The following is a 1,223-nucleotide window of genomic DNA, read 5'->3' as shown; positions in this document are numbered from 1 at the left end:
TGAACAAGGACGACATGATTTTGATCAGCGTGGATGATCACATCGTCGAGCCGCCGGACATGTTCAAGAATCATCTGCCGCGCAGGTATTTGGATGAGGCGCCGCGGTTGGTGCACAACCCGGATGGCAGTGATACCTGGCAGTTCCGGGATGTGGTGATCCCGAACGTGGCGCTCAATGCGGTGGCGGGCCGGCCGAAAGAGGAGTACGGCCTGGAGCCGCAGGGGCTCGATGAGATCAGGCCCGGGTGTTGGCAGGTTGATGAGCGGGTCAAGGACATGAACGCCGGCGGGATTTTGGGGTCGATGTGTTTTCCGTCGTTTCCGGGGTTCGCGGGCCGGTTGTTCGCCACCGAGGATGCGGAGTTCTCGTTGGCGTTGGTGCAGGCCTACAACGATTGGCATGTCGAGGAATGGTGCGGGGCCTATCCGGCGCGGTTCATTCCGATGACGTTGCCGGTGATCTGGGATCCGCAGGCCTGTGCGGCTGAGATCCGGCGCAATGCCGCCCGTGGGGTGCATTCGTTGACGTTCACCGAGAACCCGGCGGCGATGGGCTATCCGAGTTTCCATGATTTCGAGCATTGGAAGCCGATGTGGGATGCGTTGGTCGATACCGACACGGTGCTCAATGTGCATATCGGGTCCTCGGGGCGGTTGGCGATCACCGCCCCGGATGCGCCGATGGACGTGATGATCACGTTGCAGCCGATGAACATCGTCCAAGCCGCGGCGGATCTGCTGTGGTCGCGGCCGATCAAGGAGTATCCGGATCTGAAGATCGCGTTGTCCGAGGGTGGGACGGGGTGGATCCCGTATTTCCTGGAGCGGGTGGACCGGACCTATGAGATGCATTCGACCTGGACCGGGCAGGACTTCAAGGGCAAGCTGCCCAGCGAGGTGTTCCGCGAGCATTTCCTGACCTGCTTCATCGCCGATCCCGTCGGTGTCACCACCCGGCATCAGATCGGGGTGGACAACATCTGCTGGGAGGCCGACTACCCGCACAGTGATTCGATGTGGCCCGGCGCGCCCGAGCAGCTCGACGAGGTCCTCAAGGCCAACAACGTGCCCGACGACGAGGTCGACAAGATGACCTACCAGAACGCGATGCGCTGGTATCACTTCGACGCGTTCAGCCACATCCCCAAAGACCAGGCCACCGTCGGAGCCCTACGCAAAGCCGCCGAAGGACACGACGTCTCCATCCAAGCCCTATCCCAC

General features: G+C 61.8%; 1 protein-coding gene. It reads left to right on the top strand.

What is annotated here, in order from left to right:
* On the top strand, positions 1–1,223 hold a 1,223-nt coding region (locus tag ACXMYJ_RS29140; protein ID WP_460359549.1), incomplete at both ends, for an amidohydrolase family protein.

Source organism: Mycobacterium sp. ZZG (genome assembly GCF_054786995.1).
The sequence above is the reverse complement of the archived record's forward strand: the minus strand, read 5'-3'. Positions and strand labels throughout refer to the sequence as shown.